12 protein-coding genes and 2 pseudogenes are annotated in these 17,395 nt (G+C 40.6%); 3 read left to right on the plus strand and 11 right to left on the minus strand.

The window, feature by feature from the left end; genetic code table 11:
- Nucleotides 1-2,419, minus strand: a 2,419-nt coding sequence (locus ABP870_RS06420) for a GA-like domain-containing protein (RefSeq protein ID WP_350014622.1), incomplete at its 3' end; no start/stop codon positions are given.
- A gap of 566 nt (nt 2,420-2,985) precedes the next feature.
- A complete protein-coding gene (locus tag ABP870_RS06425) occupies nt 2,986-4,017 on the minus strand; it encodes an NAD(P)H-dependent amine dehydrogenase family protein (protein ID WP_350014623.1) in 1,032 nt (343 codons plus the stop codon).
- A 90-nt stretch (nt 4,018-4,107) separates the two neighbouring features.
- Between ABP870_RS06425 and ABP870_RS06430 the strand changes: the two genes are divergently transcribed.
- On the plus strand, nt 4,108-4,950 hold the full coding sequence (locus tag ABP870_RS06430) for a MerR family transcriptional regulator (RefSeq protein WP_350014624.1): 843 nt from the start codon (nt 4,108-4,110) through the stop codon (nt 4,948-4,950).
- A gap of 150 nt (nt 4,951-5,100) precedes the next feature.
- Here ABP870_RS06430 and rpsO read toward each other — a convergent pair whose 3' ends face one another.
- The gene (gene rpsO / locus ABP870_RS06435) at nt 5,101-5,370 is read right to left on the minus strand and encodes a 30S ribosomal protein S15 (RefSeq protein ID WP_350014625.1); all 270 of its coding nucleotides are present in this window, start codon (nt 5,368-5,370) and stop codon (nt 5,101-5,103) included.
- Nucleotides 5,371-5,468: 98 nt separating this feature from the next.
- Complete coding sequence (locus ABP870_RS06440) at nt 5,469-6,656, minus strand: MFS transporter (RefSeq protein ID WP_350014626.1); 1,188 nt, start codon at nt 6,654-6,656, stop codon at nt 5,469-5,471.
- Nucleotides 6,657-6,747: 91 nt separating this feature from the next.
- Between ABP870_RS06440 and ABP870_RS06445 the strand changes: the two genes are divergently transcribed.
- Nucleotides 6,748-7,407 carry a cyclic nucleotide-binding domain-containing protein gene (locus ABP870_RS06445; RefSeq protein WP_350014627.1) on the plus strand — a complete coding sequence of 220 codons (660 nt, stop codon included), beginning with the start codon at nt 6,748-6,750 and terminating at the stop codon, nt 7,405-7,407.
- Between the two features lie 74 nt (nt 7,408-7,481).
- On the opposite strand, the gene ABP870_RS06450 is transcribed toward ABP870_RS06445, so the two are convergent.
- The gene (locus tag ABP870_RS06450) at nt 7,482-8,807 is read right to left on the minus strand and encodes a uracil-xanthine permease family protein (protein WP_350014628.1); all 1,326 of its coding nucleotides are present in this window, start codon (nt 8,805-8,807) and stop codon (nt 7,482-7,484) included.
- 815 nt (nt 8,808-9,622) lie between these two features.
- Here ABP870_RS06450 and def point away from each other — a divergent pair.
- Nucleotides 9,623-10,237 (plus strand): peptide deformylase, encoded by a 615-nt coding sequence (gene def, locus ABP870_RS06455; RefSeq protein ID WP_350014629.1) that lies wholly within the window; start codon nt 9,623-9,625, stop codon nt 10,235-10,237.
- A gap of 38 nt (nt 10,238-10,275) precedes the next feature.
- Here def and ABP870_RS06460 read toward each other — a convergent pair whose 3' ends face one another.
- The 6 genes and pseudogenes from ABP870_RS06460 to ABP870_RS06480 form a co-directional block, all read right to left on the minus strand.
- Entirely contained in the window at nt 10,276-11,265 is a 990-nt protein-coding gene (locus ABP870_RS06460) for a lipoate--protein ligase (RefSeq protein ID WP_350014630.1), read from the minus strand.
- A gap of 679 nt (nt 11,266-11,944) precedes the next feature.
- Entirely contained in the window at nt 11,945-13,708 is a 1,764-nt protein-coding gene (gene lpdA, locus ABP870_RS06465; protein WP_350014631.1) for a dihydrolipoyl dehydrogenase, read from the minus strand.
- 163 nt (nt 13,709-13,871) lie between these two features.
- Nucleotides 13,872-14,939: pseudogene (locus tag ABP870_RS06470) on the minus strand (dihydrolipoamide acetyltransferase); the annotation flags it as partial.
- 159 nt (nt 14,940-15,098) lie between these two features.
- Nucleotides 15,099-15,263 (minus strand): annotated as a pseudogene (locus ABP870_RS10660) (biotin/lipoyl-containing protein); the annotation flags it as partial.
- A gap of 110 nt (nt 15,264-15,373) precedes the next feature.
- Entirely contained in the window at nt 15,374-16,372 is a 999-nt protein-coding gene (locus tag ABP870_RS06475) for an alpha-ketoacid dehydrogenase subunit beta (RefSeq protein WP_350014633.1), read from the minus strand.
- Between the two features lie 26 nt (nt 16,373-16,398).
- Entirely contained in the window at nt 16,399-17,367 is a 969-nt protein-coding gene (locus ABP870_RS06480) for a thiamine pyrophosphate-dependent dehydrogenase E1 component subunit alpha (RefSeq protein ID WP_062711320.1), read from the minus strand.
- Nucleotides 17,368-17,395: the final 28 nt, after the last annotated feature.

Consider the following 17,395-nt stretch of genomic DNA (forward strand, 5'->3'; position numbering starts at 1 on the left):
TGATGGTAGCCGTTTCAGTACTGGCTGATAAATTGTCAAGCAGGGTGCTTAGCTGTTTCTTACTATCCGTTATTCGGGAATTTAACTTATCTACTTCTGCTTTTTCTGCTTCCGTTACTACACCATCTGCTTCAGCTTCGGCTTTTTTGGTTTTAGCAGATTGAGCAACTTGCTCGGCAGTCGCGACAGCATTTTTAACAACCCTGAGGACTTCAGCTTCTTCAGCATCTTCTTTACCATTACTATCGGCATCGTTGACCTTTACTTCTGAAGTGGTGACTTTTGAAAGACGGTCTTTGAGTTCTTTTGTTTCTGAATTTTCTGGCAAAGTATCAACGAACTGTTCTGCTAATTTTTTGCTCTTAGTTACTTCTGCATTTAATGCATCGACTTCTTGTTTTTCTGCTGGATTGACAACACCATCTGCTTCAACTGCTGTTTTCTTTGCTGCAGCAGCTTTAGCTTTAATCTCAGTTGATGTCGTATAGAAGTCAGCCCTAGCAATGGCAGTGTCCGGTTTATCGGATTTGACCTTATTATCAGCAGTGCCAACAGTGACTTCTGAAGTGGTGACTTTTGAAAGACGGTCTTTGATGGTAGCCGTTTCAGTACTGGCTGATAAATTGTCAAGCAGGGTGCTTAGCTGTTTCTTACTATCCGTTATTCGGGAATTTAACTTATCTACTTCTGCTTTTTCTGCTTCCGTTACTACACCATCTGCTTCAGCTTCGGCTTTTTTGGTTTTAGCAGATTGAGCAACTTGCTCGGCAGTCGCGACAGCATTTTTAACAACCCTGAGGACTTCAGCTTCTTCAGCATCTTCTTTACCATTACTATCGGCATCGTTGACCTTTACTTCTGAAGTGGTGACTTTTGAAAGACGGTCTTTGAGTTCTTTTGTTTCTGAATTTTCTGGCAAAGTATCAACGAACTGTTCTGCTAATTTTTTGCTCTTAGTTACTTCTGCATTTAATGCATCGACTTCTTGTTTTTCTGCTGGATTGACAACACCATCTGCTTCAACTGCTCCTTCCGCTGCCTTGGTAGTTTCCTCCTCATCCGCCTTTGGTTCTTCCCCATTGTCTGGTTGGTCATCCAGTTCTTTTTCAACATCACTTGCTTCAGGTATTTGAATTCTATTAAGTCGGCCAATTAATTCCTTTGATTCAGGAATGCTATTCAACTTGTTAACTAACAAAGTCGCATTGTCTTTTGCATTTTTTATTTCTATAGCATCCCCTGTTTTCTCCGCTTCTTCTGCCGCATCTACTGCTTTTTCAGCCTCTTCAAGAGCATCATCTATATCATCCGGGCGACCATTGTGATTTGTGTCATTGACTTTTACTTCAGCTGTTTTAATACCAGCCAGACGGAGTAGCAACCCTTCTTTGCGTATATCATTTTTTAAATCATGAACCAATGAATATGCTTGTTGCTTTAATTCTTCTACTTCAGCATTCAGTTTCTCTACTAGAAATTTATCCGTTGAGTTAATAACACCTTTACCATTCAATTCAACTATTTTACTTCTAACATTATCTAACGCTTCTTCAGCAGCATTAACAGCTTTTATTGCTTCATCTATTGACGCGCTCTCATCTTTATCTCCACCTTCAGTTCCAGCCTTTTGTTCTACTTTCGGAGTATCTACTTTTGGTACATTAGATTCAGCCGTTTTATCTTCTATATCATCACCGGAAGCTTGACCGTTACTTTCTCTTCCAGTATCTCTCTCTTCGGGTACTTGAATTGGATTAATTTTGTTAAGTTCTTCCGTAAGTGAATTTTTAAACGCATCAGTTCTCAATTCTTGAACCAATTTCCACACTGTATTCTTCTTCTCGGCAAGTGCATTATTCAATTGAGTTACTTCATTTTTATCGGCAGAACTAATCAGAGCACCTTTAGCTTTCAATTCAGCTATTTTAGTTTCAACAGCTTTAAAAGCCTCTTCTGCTTCTCTAAGGGCATTTATTGCAGCTTGAAATACTTTATTTTCAGCATCCCAATCTATTTCTTCTTCACCAGCCTCAGCGTTCAACTGTGCTGGTTGCATTGTTTCTGCTTCAGTACTAACTGGTTGTGCTTCTTCATCAACTTCGGTAGGCGCAGGAGCTGTTATTTCTTGGTTTTGGCTTTCTGACACCTCAGCGTTGCTTGTTTCTGAACTAGCTGAGACGGTAGACATTGCGTCTGTTTCGGAAACCGGTTCTTTGGCAACCGCTTCCATTCCAGTGCTTCCTGCATTTGACTGAGCTACATTATCCGTACTAGAGAATTGCTCAATAGTCCCCTCTTGTACACTATCAGCTGATACTTCAGGTACAGCTAGACCTAAAAGAACAGTTCCTAAAAGAACAGATGCTGCTCCAAATGAATATTTACGAATAGAAAAGCGTTGTTTTTGATTTAAAAACATCGTTACCTCCTGATTTCCTTAAAAAATTGGTCACTCTTTAATAAATTATAAACAGCCATTTTATAATATAATATTTACATTATAAAAACAATATTTAACTGTTATTTTTTTGTATTCTTTTTTACCATAAAATAACAGTTATCCCCCTTAGATGACTTTATTTGATTATCCAAATGGGAAATCCAATAGATAAACCGGATTCTATTTTCATAATAGTGTTACATCCTTAAATTATTCTTAAAGAATGACTCCTTTATTTTTTAATATAACCTTCTCTGATAGTTTTAAAGAGCAAGTTGATGACTTAAGTCATATGTCAGATAACTATCATCTTTCCCCTTCATTTTTCACCAAGTGCCTTCAAAGCTTAAGGTGCTTCCTTCATCTGCTATTACTATCATAAAAAAGCTTACAGGACCCTCTTTCTCAACTTCCAATATTCTTGTCACCGGCTCAGGACACACTAAAAACCACAACCCCTTTTGCAACACTTGTGGTTATCAAATGGGTATGTTGTGGTTTTAGTGTTATTATTTTTTAATTATTCTTTCTTTATTATGGAATTTCTAATCAAGGTAAGTATGCATCGGATAGGTCAAGTATTCGACATCACGCGCTTTTTCACAGGTTACAAAACCTGCTGGTGCATCAAGTACAGTTGGGATACGATTGACGATGGTTGCGCAGGTATGAGCGACTGTATCAGGCTTGCTGACAGAGAATACCAAGTCTGGTTCTCCAATAATTTCCCAATCACACATGTCTCCATCGTCTTCACGATAGACTTTTCCAATACATTCAACTTCTAAAGTGATTCCTTGATGAGTGTGGATGGTTGTTACTGCCGACATACCGGTCACATCACCTGCTGGGATAGAGCGGCCAAGCGTTTCAGAATAAATGGTTTCATCTAAAATATAAGGGACGCTCTTTTGAGAAATGTCTTTGATGGTCCAATTCATTTTCGAACAAATCCCCTCAGCAGCATTCCACATGTAAGATGGCAAGCTTTCAGCAGCGGCAATTTCTTTGTCAAAACGATCTATGTCATATCCTGCACCATGCGCTTCTGCCAGTGCCAAGCCGTAATCTTCAACATTGTAGCTAACTGCTCCTTTAATCTTTGTAATCTTATTGACCCCTGCCATCATTAGACACGGCATATTAATCCAGTAAATATCTTGCATACCAGATCCCATAATCGTTACACCATGTTGTTTAGCCAGTTTATCCAAACGGTTGGTTTCTGATGGGGAAGTTGTCCAAGGGTAGATCGCTTCTTCGCAGGTTGAAATGACGTTAACGCCATGTTTGATGGCTGTTTCGTAAAACTCGTACATTTCCGGCATATAGGAGAAAATAGTAACAATGGCAATATCGGCATCACAGCTTGAAAAAACTGCTTCAGCATCACTTGAGATGGTAACGCCTGTTTTGTAACCTAAGTCTGCAAAATCACCAATGTCCTGTCCGACAACTGCTGGATTATTATCAATAGCACCAACAATCTCAGCCCCATGATCCAACAAGTAGCGAAGCAATACTTTCGACATTTTTCCACAACCATATTGAACGACACGTACTTTAGAGTTTTTCATTGTAAACCCTCCTTTTTATTTGTTATCGTTTTCACAATTATAGTATAATGTCTCTAGTAACTAGAGAGTCAATAGAGAGTCTAAAAAAACATGAAAACTATTTTACGTATCGGAGAATTCTCCAAACTGAACAATATTTCTATCCGTACCTTACGCTTTTACGATAAGATTGGTCTGCTTCGTCCCTACCAGATTGATGAGGAAACGAATTATCGCTACTACCATCTCAATCAATCTTCCATTGTGGACGCTATTCAATACCTAAGACAACTCGACTTTTCGTTGGAAGACATTAAAAAAATCTTGTCAGATAAGACAAGTCCCCATCTTCATCAATTAATCGAAAATCGCTATCAGGAGTTGCTTCAAGAAAAAGAAGCCTTGGAACATCGGATCGCAGAGATCGACGCTTTTCGCAAAGGTGCTCTGCTTTACACCGAGCATAAATCCAGCAGGGAACTTGCTATTGTGACAATGCCCGAGCGTTTCATTTGGACTTTTGAGTTATCCCGAAATATCTATCAAATGACTAATGAAGAGTATGAAATTTATTTGCGCTATTTAAAGCAAGAGATTTTTTCGCATAATCCCTTTTATGAACACTTTGGTAAAATCGGATCTCTCATGCAAGCCGAACAGTTTAGGCAACAGAACTGGGTGTCAACACAATTTGTTCTCTTTCACAATCCTTACTTCCAATCACCTCAGATCCAAAAGGTCACCCTAGCTGCCGGACAATATGCTATCAGCTACTGTTATTCCTTTGAGGAAGAGATTTCACAGCTGCCTCTTTTTTTCAAAGCACTGGAGGCTAAAGGGTTAAAACCAACTGGTCCTTACATCTGCGAGGTCGTCCATGAGCAACCAAACCTGCTTGAACAACAGAGAAATATGTTCATTAAAATGCAGGTCGCTGTTCAGGAGAAAAAGTAACTCTTCTTATCCGCAAAAAAACTCCCCTGAAACCAGGAGAGTTTTTCGATCATCTTGATTAAAGACAGGTAGCGTCATTAAGTCAGCTTCTAAAGCAATGACTTAAGGCTTAAGGCGCTTGCCATCTCCATCCATCCTAGACTTCTTGTCTTAACGACGAAGACCAAGAGATTGGATAAGATCACGGTAACGGTTAACGTCAGTGCGGCGTAGGTATGCCAACAAGTTACGACGGTGGCCGATTTTCTTCATCAAACCACGGTAAGTAGCGTGGTCTTTTTTGTGTTCTTTGATATGTGAGTTGAGGTGGTTGATTTCCCAAGTAAGCACTGCTACTTGAACTTCAACTGAGCCTGTATCACCTTCGTGACGAGCGTATTGTGAAATGATTTCATTTTTTTTCTCTTTTGAGATTGCCATAATATATTCTCCTTTTTTTGCTTTATCCGAGTCCTAGGATTGGCACTCCTAAAACCAAGAAAAAGTTGGTTTAGCTGCTTCCAGCTTTATCTATTCTATCAAATTCCTGACCTGTGGTCAATTTTTTTCTTTTTGGAAAATAGCAGAGCTGCTATCAAGACAGCCGCCATGCTTAGGATAAGGAGGCTGTACAAGCCAAAGACCGCTGTCGGCGCTGGCGCAAATCTAGTTAATAATTGTAGGGCGAAGGCTGTTGAACCTCCTCCCAGATTACACCCTAAGAGTACCAATATGGTTGCGGTGGCGAGCAGATGAGCTGGTATTTTTTCTGCGATGGTGTGAAAGGCATAGGTGACCGCTAGAGAATAGAAGAATCCTGATGTTAGAGCACCAATAACTAGAAGTAACCAACTATCAGCCTGCCAAAGCATTAAGCAAGCTAAACCAAAAATCAGACTAACACCAACTTGAAAATAATTTCCCAAAAAAGCCATCAAGGATGAATAAAGCGTCCCAGCTAAAATTCCCATAATCATCATGGCGCTCAGTAGAATACTAGACTGAGAGGCTGTTCCAAGACCTAGCTGCTCAACGACCTGAGGAATCCGGATAGTAACCGAGGAGTTAACCAGGATAATAAAGCCCGCATAAAAGGCGATACCAAGACTATACATAAACTGCTGACTGGAGAGTTTAGCCGACTTTTCATGATTCTCAGTCAACTTTTCCTGATGGGGCATATCAGGAACAAACGTTAGGTAAAGAAACAAGATAAACAGCCCTAGGCCATAAACGGAGAAAGACGCTGACCAGGAAATGTTTAAGAGTTGACCTGCCAAGAAGGTCAGCAAAGCCGACCCTAGCACTTCCATAGATCCTCTAAGGCCCAGCATACGGGTTCGCTCGTTACCTGTAAAACGCTCGCTGATGATATTAATGGCACGCGCGTTGAGCATGCCAATCCCAGCCCCTAAAAGAAGTCTTGATAGGAAAATAAGAGGATAGGCTTGAAAAAAGACTGGCAAACTACCACCAATAGAGAGTAGCAAAAGCCCGATGACGATCACGCCTCTTTCCTTCAAAAAACGATTAATAAAGGGGGTTAATAGAAGGATGGCGATAATAGCAAAAGACGACAAGGGGATTAAACGCTCAATTTGCGATGCCGTAAAGCCATCTTTCTCAAAATGGGCAATCATTTGAGGGAGGGCCGGTGAAACCGCAAAAGTTGAGACCATCATTAAGGATAAGGAGAGCAAACTAGCTCTTTCAAGGGTTGATTTCATGGGGAACCTTTCTTGCATAATTAAACTATGCTCAGTATAATGAATCTAAACTCATATCAATAGGACCTATGTCCTAAAAAGGATGTTGAAAATGATTTCAAATGTAAAGACACTAGACCATTACCTGAAAGATTCCAATTTAGCTCACTTCTTTCCCAAAAATTACCATAAACAACTTCAAGTAATCACTTATAACAAAGGGCAGGTTATTTGTTCTCAAGGTGACGACTTGGATTTCATCGCTTATTTCTTTGCTGGAAAAGCTAAGGTTATCCGTCAATCTGCCAATGGGAAAGATCATCTGCTAGAAACATTAGAGAAACCGACCATTATCGGTGACATCGAGTTGATGACCAAAAGACCGGCAGTTTCTTCTGTTATTGCTTTGGAAGAATGCACTTTGGTACAACTGCCACTCTTTGACAAAACAGAACTGCTATCAGACCCACTGTTTCTCTATCAGGTCGGTCGTGAAATCGCTCAAAAATGTTACCAACAAAATATTAGCTCTTCTGCCAATGTCAGTTATTCTGTTAAAGAACGTTTGGCCAGTCATATCCTTAACACAGAAAGTCAAGGAATATTTAGTTTAGAATTAACGCTTCTGGCTGATTCCTTTGGGACTTCATACAGGCATTTAGGCCGAGTGGTTAAGCAACTGATCACAGATGAACTCATTTCTAAAACAACTTTCAAACATTATGAAATCATCAATAGAAAAGAACTTGAGCAGCTAGCCATTCAAGAATAACTAATAGCACCCTTACCCATAAAGCAAAATCCTCAGTTAGAATGATATCTAGCCGAGGATTTTTGATATAAAACTTAGTTTTCTTTAGGCGCTGCTGGTAAGACTAAATTGAGGACAACACCAACAATAGCACTGAGGGCTGTTCCTGATAAGGTTAAAGAACCTAGATCAAGCACTGCGCCACCAAGTCCAAGAACAAGCATGGCACTCGCAATGATAAGGTTACGTACTTGGCCAAAATCCACACGACGCTCGATCAGAACTTTAAGTCCGTTGCTAGCGATAACGCCATAGAGAAGGATCGACATTCCACCAAGAACTGCATTAGGAATTGTTGAAATCAAGGCTGTGAATTTCCCAAAGAATGAAAAGGCGATAGCGATAAAGGCTGCATTTCGAATAACAGACACTGAAGCAATCCGAGTCATCCCGATAACACCAGTATTCTCACCATAGGTCGTATTGGCTGGTCCACCGATAAAAGCAGATACTGCTGTCGCCACACCATCACCAACCAAGGTCCGTTTGAGACCCGGATCTTTAAGGTATTGACGACCAGTAATTTGACCAAGTACGGTGTGATCTCCGATATGCTCGGCAATCGTCACAACTGCAATCGGAAGAATGGCTAACATTTCAGGACCAAAATACATCTCATAAGATTTGAAGATACCTGTTTTAAAAGGAAGATAGAATTGTGGCACTTCAAACCAAGCCGCATCTGTCACTGGCTTAAAGTCAACCAAACCAAGTAGCGCTGCTAAAATGTAACCGCCGATAATAGCAAAGAGAAAGGGAATAATCTTGATGAAACCTCTGCCACTGGTATTGATGAAGGCTGCAATCAAGAAAGTGACAAATGCAACTAAAATGTTGCGCCAATCTGCGTCATCAACAAAACCGGCATTGGTAACTGCCGAACTCGCCAATCCCAGACCGATAACAATAATCATCGGACCAATAACAATAGGTGGTAAGAGCTTGTCAATCCAAGATGTTCCAACTAGTCGAACCAAACCTGCTATAAGCACGTAAATGAGACCAACAAAGAAGACACCTGTTTGTGCTGCCGAAATATCTCCCCCCATAGCCTTCATGGCTGTAGCCATTGCGGTGATGTAGGCAAATGACGACCCCAAGTAAACTGGCACCTTAAATTGGGTAGCCACTTGGTAAATCAAGGTCCCTATCCCTGATGCAAAAAGAGCTACTGAGACTGGCATGCCTAAAATTAAGGGAACCAATATAGTGGCGCCAAACATCGCAAAGACGTGCTGGAAACTGAGAAGAAGTCCTTTTCCAAAGGCTGGACTCTCATTAACGTCTAAAAGCAAATCAACTTTATGAAGGTCTACATCGATGACGGAATGATCATCAGCGATGGAATGATTGTGTGACATATTTCCTCTTTCTCTGGGTATACAAAAAGTCATATCCTTTACGAATACAACCCCTTTTGCCTACACAAAAGGACCCAGCTATCTAATATAGTCATAGGCCCTCAAATATTATACTCTAAAAATCATCCGTCATGGTCGCTGAATGACTTTTGAGCTTTCTTTGATGTCTTTTTCACCTCACGGGATGAATTTAAAAACCTACGCTTTAAGTATTTTAGCATAAGCTCATTTAAAAAGCTACTATTTTTTCTAAAATAAACTCCTTAAACGGAACGAGTGAGCAGTTGGAAAGTCCTCTTATCAGGTAATCTTTCAGATCCAGACTGCCAAGTTTTTGGCTGAGATTGTTAATGAAAGGGTTATTGGGATTGTCACTAGCAAACCTAGTAAGCGTTTGGAACGAACCCTCACCAAGTCCCCTAAGACGAAGAAGGTGACAGATATGATTAGCCATTTTTAATCGCCACTTTTGACTGTTACAAGTGTTTCCATTCTCGATGTGGTAACCAGTCCCAGCAAAATCTCCTTAACGCCACTTAGCTCTGGCTGAGGTATGACATCAAGCAATGCTGATATGTCAATAATGCCCAGATTGGTAAAAGTCATCCGGCTACAACTATGGAAAGATAAGTATCCTGCTTTCTTAACAAAAATAACTCACTTTAATAAAGCAATCGTGACTTGTTAAATTTAATGGCGAATTATTTTATCTAAAATCACTTTTTTCTCCATATGATCAAAACTTTAATTGACTTTCATTTTGTGATATAGTAAAAGGTGCGAAATCTATCTATACATTTAGTAAAGGAAATCTTATGTCACCTATTGAAAAAATAACTAAAGCCCCTCATTTAATTGATATGAATGATATTATCCGTGAGGGAAACCCTACGCTTCGAGCAAAAGCCGAAAACGTTACTTTTCCATTATCAGACCAAGAGGTTATTCTTGGTGAAAAGATGATGCAATTTTTGAAACACTCACAAGATCCTGTTATGGCTGAAAAACTTGGTCTTCGTGCTGGTGTTGGTTTAGCCGCACCACAATTAGACATTTCTAAACGTATCATCGCTGTTTTAGTGCCAAATCCAGAAGATGAAGAGGGCAATCCCCCTAAGGAAGCCTACAGTCTCCAAGAAGTGATGTACAATCCTAAAATTGTCGCACATTCTGTTCAGGATGCTGCACTGGCGGACGGTGAAGGTTGTCTATCTGTTGACCGAGCTGTTGAAGGTTATGTCGTTCGTCATTCCCGTGTCACTGTGGAATATTTTGATAAAGATGGTCAAAAACATAAAGTCAAACTCAGAGGTTACAACTCTATCGTGGTTCAACACGAAATAGACCATACCAACGGCATCATGTTCTATGATCGTATCAACCAAGATAATCCATTTGCTATCAAGGACGACATGTTGATTCTTGAATAAAAAAGTCATCTCCCTTTTCGGAGATGATTTTTTGATGATTAAGCCACAATCGCTTTAGCAACTTCTTCAGTTGTCATGCGTGAGAAGTATTGTGTCGTATCAATGGTTTGCAATTTTGCTAGAACATCTTTGTACTCATAGCGAGTGCCAACTAGAAGTTCTTCGATGTCTTTAGCTGGTTTGACACCAAAGAAATCTCCGTAAATCGTTAACCCTTCAATGATTGAGTTTTGAACATTTGCATAAGTTGTGATTTTACCAGCTGGATAACGGACAGCGCGTGAAACAGTGTATTCTGGTGATGATCCAAAGATCCATTCCCATGTATTGAACTGATCCTCATATGATTTTTGGATAGCTGCCAATTCTTCATCTGAAAAGACATACTCTGTCATGTCAGGATATTCTTCTTTCATTTGATCCAAAAGAGCTTCTTGGAATTCCAAAATAGTCATTTTTTCTGGCAATTCATTATTGATATTTGTCACACGAGAACGAACTGACTTAACACCTTTAGACTCAATTTTATCCTTACTTACTTTTAGAGCATCTCCTAAGACCGTCATATCCACATCAAAAAGAAGGCAACCGTGGTGCATCATGCGACCTTTGTGGTAGGCTTGAGCATTTCCAGCGATTTTTTTACCATCAATCTCAAGGTCATTACGACCTGAAAATTCGGCTTTTACTCCTAATTTTGCCAAGGTGTCAATAACAGGTTTTGAAAATGTCTCGAAATCAAAAGAACCTTCCCCAACTTTGTTAGAAATAATGGTGTAGTTAAGGTTGTTCAAGTCATGGTAAACAGCACCGCCACCTGACAAACGGCGAGCAATATGAATACCGTGTGCGTCAGTGTATTCTTTGTTGATTTCTTCTATAGCATTTTGATGACGACCGATGATAATAGCTGGCTCATTGATCCAGAGAATAAACAATTCATCCTCATCAACTAATTCGCGAAAAGCGTAAGCTTCAAGGGCAATATTGTAATGTGGGTTGTTACTGGTATTGACAATATATTTCATCGAAAAACTCCTTTATGTTAGCTAATTTGCGTGTGCAAAATCGTACCCTTTTAGTATAATGCAAACGTTAGCAAATAACAAGATTTTGATATCTCGCAAGTTGGAAACTATACAATAACAGATGATAGTTAGCAAGAACAACTAATTACTAAGAAAATCAACTATGACTTAGCTGATACTTTCTCATCCTTTTGGATACCCTTTATCGTGCCGATCTCTAGGTTGTATTACTTACTGATTACCACAATTATCAAGGCATGCTATCTTTTCTTAAAAAATCCAGCTGAGCAAAAATAGTTCTTAATAAAAATGAACGATTGTCCTCAGTTAGGGTTAGCCTCTTCTTACTGGGATTTTGACCAATGCATACTCTAAAGAAATCAAAAACTAACTGATCATAGACTTATGAAACTAAGGAACTCACACATGACTGAATTAAAAAATTAGTAAAGTCATTAAGCGAGATGCTTTTGGATTTCGAATCTTTGAAAACTTCAAAAAATGGATTTATCTTGCTTTGAACACAACAAAAGAGAGAATCAATCTGATTCTCTCTCGTTATTAGCTCTCTGTCAAGCAACTCCAGTTGATAAAGAGCTGTTTATGGTTTAGGCGAAACACCACACCACGGTATTCGCCCTTTCTTGTCAATTACTTCAGTAGTTAGATAAGAATAAGCTTATTTACGTTTTGGTGGGTTATGGATAGCTTCACCCAATACGTCAGCAAAGGCTTCGTACATCACTTCTGAGAAGGTTGGGTGTCCGTGAATTGAAAGAAGAAGTTCATCTACTGTCAATTCATTTTCCATGATAGTAGCTGCTTCATTGATCATCTCAGCAGCTGCTGGGCCAATGATATGAACACCAAGAATTTCATGGTACTTAGCGTCTGCGATTACTTTTACAAAACCTTGGTCTTCGTTAGAAGCAATAGCACGTCCGTTACCAGTAAAGCTGTTTTTACCGATAAGAATGTCACCGTATTTAGCACGAGCATCTTCTTCAGTCATACCAACCATGGCAACTTCTGGATGCGTGTAAACAGCAGCTGGTGTAAACTCAAGGTTTGCTTTACGAACTTTACCATGGATCGCATTTTCAGCAGCAACTTCACCCATACGGTAAGCAGCGTGTGCAAGCATCTTAGTTCCGTTAATATCACCTGGGGCATAGATACCTGAAATTGACGTTTCTTGATATTCGTCAACTTTGATACGGTTGCGTTCCATTTCAAGGTTGAGGTTTTCAAGTCCGTTCATTTGTGGTACACGACCGATTGAAAGAAGGGCTTTTTCAGCAACAACTTCTGAACCATCATTAAGTTTCAAGGTCAATTGGTTGTTAGCTTCAACAATTTCTTCAACACCGACAGAAGTCTTGATGGTCATGCCTTTTTTCGTAAGGATTTTTTGAAGTTCAAGTGAAACTTCTTTATCCATAGCAGGGATAATACGGTCAGCCATTTCAATAACGGTTACTTCAACACCATATGAAGCCCATACAAGACCAAGCTCAATACCGACAACACCACCACCCATAACAGCAAGTGATTTTGGCATTTCACGAAGGTCAAGAATATCATCAGATGTTAAAACAAGTTTAGAATCAATTCCTGGGATATTGATACGTGAGACTTTTGATCCTGTTGCAAGGATAATGTTACGTCCCTTGATGGTTTCTGAACCAATAGTAACCGTTTTGTCAGGGTTAACTTGTCCAAGTCCGTTGAACATGGTGACTTTGTTAGCTTTAAGAAGACCTGCCACACCACCGGTCAATTTCTTAACCACAGAGTTTTTAAAATCAACGGTTTTATCCATGTCGATTGTGTAGTTGGTTGAAGCAAGGTTGATACCACGGCCTGCTGCATGTTTGATTCCATCAAGGATTTCAGCATTTTTGAGGTAAGTCTTAGTTGGGATACATCCGACATTCAAGCAAGTTCCACCAAATTCTGATTTTTCAACGATGGCAATTTTTCCACCAAGTTGAGCACCTCGAATAGCCGCATAGTAACCTGCAGGGCCACCACCAACAACGATAATATCGTATTCGTTATCAGCGAGCGGTGCTTTTTCAGCAGCTGGAGCAGCTTCTTGAGCTGGGGCTTTTGGCACTTCAAGACCTGCAGCCTCAAGATCTTCAGTAGTACGAGCAACATCAACATCCGATGCCGCTGATGAAGCTACTTCAACTTCCTCACCAGCCTCACCAATGTAACCGATTGTTTCGGTTACAGGAACTGTTTCACCAGCTTGACGAGTGATTTTCAAGAGAACACCTGAGTCTTCTGCTTCGATTTCCATGTTTGTTTTATCAGACATGATTTCAAGAAGAACATCACCTTCAGCGACAGTGTCACCTTCAGCTTTTTTCCACTCGATGATTTCACCCTCGGCCATATCAACACCGAGTTTTGGCATAATAATTTCAACAGCCATTATTGATTTCCTTTCGTAAGATACATTGGGTATTTGAGAAAAGGGTCTGTCTATTAGTCTTACTGAGACAGACAAGTCTAGAAACTTGTGACGACTGACTCTCCTTCAACCCATTTTAGTTTTTGTTCAAAGTAGATTAAATGAATGCACGCTATTGACCTGATCAGATAAGCAATTCAAATGGATTTTCCATCAAGTTCTTGAGGTCAACCATGAATTTAGCCCCATTCATACCATCAACCAAACGGTGGTCAATTGTCAAGCACATTGCCATGATTGGACGTGCCACAATTTCTCCATCAACAACAGTTGGTGTTGGGATAGTAGCACCGACACCAAGGATCGCCGAGTTAGGTTGGTTAATGATTGGGTTAAAGGTCTTGGTACCAAACATACCCAAGTTTGTAATTGAGAAGGTTGAACCAGACATTTCAGCCGCTTTGAGTTTACCGCTTTGAGCTTTCTTGATAACGTCTTTTGAAGCAAGAACAAAGTCTGACAAGCTCATCTTATCTGCACCATGAACAACTGGGACGATAAGACCATCGTCAAGACCTACAGCAATACCAAGGTTAACAAAACGGTGGAGCTCGATATCGTTAGCATCATTGATAAGAGAGGCATTCAAATATTCATGCTCAGGTTTCATCAACGTTTTAACAACTGCCATACCAATCAAGTCGGTAAAGCTGACTTTAAGTCCTGTCTTAGCCATGATTGGGTCGATGAGTTTCTTACGAAGCGCTATCATTTCAGTCATATCAATGTCATAGTTAAGCGTAAACGTAGGCGCTGTGAGGTAAGAGTTTGTCATACCCTTCGAGATCGCCTTACGCATAGCTGACATTGGTTTGTGTTCAACACCTTCAGGAAGTTCGACCACTTTTTCTTCTTTAGCAGGCGCTGATTCTTCAGCTTGGGCTGGTTTAGCTGCAGCAAGTGCCGCTAAAACGTCTGCTTTCTTAACCTTACCGTCAAATCCAGAGCCTGTGATGGTCGCAAGATCAAGTCCTTCTGCTTCAGCCATCTTGCGAGCCAGTGGCGTTGCTTTTGGTTGGGCACCTTTGAAGTTTTCAACATCTTGGGCGTGAACGCGTCCTTTAGGGCCAGAACCAGGAACAAGGCCTAAGTCAATCCCTTGCTCACGAGCTGCTTTACGAGCTGCTGGCGTTGCTCGAACTTTAACACCTTTTCCTTGTGGTGCAGCCGCAGGAGCGGGGGTTGGACTAGCTGCTGGAGCAGGTGCTGCTTCTGTTGTTGAACTTGCTTCCTCTGCAGGTGCAGCTGTTGTTTCTGCAGCCTCTGTAATTTCTTCACCGGCTTCACCAATATAACCAATTGTTTCGGTTACAGGTACCGTCTCACCAGCTTGGCGAGTGATTTTCAAGAGAACACCTGAATCTTCTGCTTCGATTTCCATGTTCGTCTTGTCTGACATAATCTCAAGGAGAACATCACCTTCGGCGACAGTATCACCTTCGGCTTTTTTCCATTCGATGATTTCACCTTCAGCCATGTCAACACCGAGTTTCGGCATAATAATTTCGACAGCCATAGTATTCCTTTCCTAGAATATTTGGGATTAGTCCCTTATTTCGTAAAAATAGATAAGAGGGATCGGAAATCATCCCTCATTTCCCTTCTTATCTTAACAAATTATCGTGATTAGTTACCGTTGTTAGCCATCTTACGAATAGCTTCTTTGATCTTCTCGACATCTGGTAAGATTGCTTGTTCAAGAACACGCGCATAAGGCACAGGAACATCTTCTGAAGCCAAACGAACGATTGGATGATCAAGATAATCGAAAGCTTCGCTTTCCGTTACTTTAGCAGCGATTTCGCCAATGAAGCCACCAGTCTTGTAGGCATCGTTAACTAACATCAATTTGCCGGTTTTCTTAACAGAATCAACGATCATATCCAAATCAAGTGGAATCAACGTACGTGGGTCAACCACTTCAACATCAATACCTTCTTCTGCAACTTCCTGCGCTGCTTGGAGAACGCGTTCTAGCATACGTCCATAAGAAACGATGGTAAGGTCTTTACCTTCGCGCTTGATGTCACCTTTTCCAAGTGGAATATAAAAGTCTGGATCTTGATTAACTTCTTCTTTTTTACCATAAAGTGCTTTTGGCTCCATAAAGATAACAATGTTGTTGTCTTGAATAGAAGACTTCAAAAGCCCTTTTGCTTCGTTAGCATTTCCTGGAGCAACAACCTTGATCCCTGGGATATGAGTCAACCAAGCTTCCAGTGATTGTGAGTGTTGCGCTGCAGAACCGATACCTGAACCTGATGCTACACGGAAAGTCACCGGTGTTTTAAGTCCACCACCAAACATGTAATTGTTTTTAGCACCGTTGTTAACAATAGCATCCATCATGATAGTGATAAAGTCCATGAAGGTAACGTCAACGATTGGGCGCAGACCAGTGATGGCTGCTCCAATTGCCGCACCTGAAATAGCAGCTTCTGAGATTGGCGTATCTTTAACACGTTTGGCACCAAATTCTTCAAGTATTCCTACCGAAGTCCCAAAGTCACCACCATAAATACCAACGTCTTCACCCATAAGGAAGATGTTGTCGTCTTTACGCATTTCTTCAGACATAGCAAGATTTACGGCTTCACGTAATGCCATTAATTTTGTTTCAGTCATTATTTATTTCCTCTACCTTTCTATCCTTAGTCTACCCATACGTCTTCAAAGGCTACTGAAAGCTCTGGGAATGGGCTGTTTTCAGCAAATTCGTAAGCTTCATCAACTTCTGCTTTAACTTGCTCTTGGATAGCATCTAATTCTTCATCCGTCGCAATACCTTCTTCAGTCAAATAAGCGCGGTATTTAAGCATTGGATCTTTTTCTTTCCACTCAGCCACTTCTTCTTTAGAACGGTATTTACCAGCATCAGAAGTAGAGTGCCCAAACCAACGGTAAGATTCAACCTCAACGATAGCAGGGCCATTGCCGCCACGTACATGTTCCACGGCTTTCCCCATTGTTTCGTATACAGCTAAAACATCGTTACCGTCTTCACAGTAGAAACCTGGAATGCCATATGCTTCGGCACGAGTGTAGAGGTGAGGCGTGTTGGTTGCTTTAGTGATATCCATAGAGATACCATAACGGTTGTTAATAATAAAGAAGATGACTGGTAATTTCCATGTTGCCGCCATGTTAACTGACTCATGGAATGAACCTTCATTAGTAGCACCATCGCCTGAGAAAGCAACGGCAATGTTACCAGTTTCTTTATATTGTTGTGTAAGGGCTGCACCAGTAGCTAGGGCAAATCCACCACCAACGATACCATTGGTCCCGTAGTTACCTTTTTCAAAGTCTGCCAAGTGCATTGATCCACCACGACCTTTTGAAACACCTGTCGCTTTACCAGCAAGCTCAGCCATCATCCCTTTAAGATCCATATCTTTAGCGATTGATTGACCATGACCACGGTGGTTAGAAAAGATAAGATCATCGTAGCTCAAGTGTGCAACAGCGCCAACATTGGCTGCTTCTTCACCAACTGAAAAGTGAGTCATCCCTTGAACAAAACCGCGACGAACGAGCTTGTTGATACGCATATCAAATTCACGAATACGTTCCATTTTCAAAAACATATCCATATGTTGTTCTTTAGACAAAGTAACCATACTGTCCTCCAATAATATATTTATCATC

The sequence above is a fragment of the Streptococcus jiangjianxini genome, assembly GCF_040225085.1.
Lineage (GTDB): Bacteria > Bacillota > Bacilli > Lactobacillales > Streptococcaceae > Streptococcus > Streptococcus jiangjianxini.

Excerpts from the sequence above, each read along its gene's own strand:
- ABP870_RS06425 (WP_350014623.1), bottom strand. The coding sequence starts at position 4,017 with ATGAAAAACTCTAAAGTACGTGTCGTTCAATATGGTTGTGGAAAAATG.
- ABP870_RS06430 (WP_350014624.1), top strand. The coding sequence starts at position 4,108 with ATGAAAACTATTTTACGTATCGGAGAATTCTCCAAACTGAACAATATT.
- rpsO (WP_350014625.1), bottom strand. The coding sequence starts at position 5,370 with ATGGCAATCTCAAAAGAGAAAAAAAATGAAATCATTTCACAATACGCT.
- ABP870_RS06440 (WP_350014626.1), bottom strand. The coding sequence starts at position 6,656 with ATGAAATCAACCCTTGAAAGAGCTAGTTTGCTCTCCTTATCCTTAATG.
- ABP870_RS06445 (WP_350014627.1), top strand. The coding sequence starts at position 6,748 with ATGATTTCAAATGTAAAGACACTAGACCATTACCTGAAAGATTCCAAT.
- ABP870_RS06450 (WP_350014628.1), bottom strand. The coding sequence starts at position 8,807 with ATGTCACACAATCATTCCATCGCTGATGATCATTCCGTCATCGATGTA.
- def (WP_350014629.1), top strand. The coding sequence starts at position 9,623 with ATGTCACCTATTGAAAAAATAACTAAAGCCCCTCATTTAATTGATATG.
- ABP870_RS06460 (WP_350014630.1), bottom strand. The coding sequence starts at position 11,265 with ATGAAATATATTGTCAATACCAGTAACAACCCACATTACAATATTGCC.
- lpdA (WP_350014631.1), bottom strand. The coding sequence starts at position 13,708 with ATGGCTGTTGAAATTATTATGCCAAAACTCGGTGTTGATATGGCCGAG.
- ABP870_RS06475 (WP_350014633.1), bottom strand. The coding sequence starts at position 16,372 with ATGACTGAAACAAAATTAATGGCATTACGTGAAGCCGTAAATCTTGCT.
- ABP870_RS06480 (WP_062711320.1), bottom strand. The coding sequence starts at position 17,367 with ATGGTTACTTTGTCTAAAGAACAACATATGGATATGTTTTTGAAAATG.